This window comes from Streptomyces sp. SID5785, from assembly GCF_009870065.1.
Classification (GTDB): domain Bacteria; phylum Actinomycetota; class Actinomycetes; order Streptomycetales; family Streptomycetaceae; genus Streptomyces.
This window is the reverse complement of the sequence record NZ_WWIA01000488.1, coordinates 1-407: the sequence shown is the minus strand read 5'-3', so window position 1 is coordinate 407 and position 407 is coordinate 1. Positions and strand designations below refer to the sequence as shown.

Sequence of the window (407 nt, the reverse complement as noted above, 5' to 3'; positions counted from 1 at the left end):
GCCCGCCGCCGCGGCCTCCGCGTCCGCCCCAGGGTCCCGGGCCGAAGCCGGGGCCGAAGGGGCCGAACGCCCCGCGCCGGCCCTCGAAGCCGCCGCGCTCGAAACCGCCGCGCCCGTGGTGGCCGGGGCCGAAGTGTTCATGTCCGTGGTCGTGTCCTTGCGTACGCATGGTCATCAGTCCTTCCGTGACCGATCGTGGGTGAGTTCGTTATCGCGATCTTCAATCGGTCGCGATGTCTCGACGATATATCGGTAGAGCTCGGAAGGCAAACCCACCTTTTCTCGACGTTCGGGCTTCTGTCCCGACGAACCCAGTCGCGCGACCGAGGGCGCTGGGGGTGCTGGGGGGGTGCTGGGGGGTGCTGGGGGGGTGCTGGATGGCTCTACCGCGCCCCGGCGCCCTGCTG

Annotated in this window: 1 pseudogene; it reads right to left on the bottom strand. The window is 70.3% G+C overall.

Going from position 1 to position 407, the window contains the following annotated elements:
* A pseudogene (locus tag GTW43_RS38055) lies at positions 1-169 on the bottom strand (PadR family transcriptional regulator); the annotation flags it as partial.
* Between the last annotated feature and the right edge of the window lie 238 nt (positions 170-407).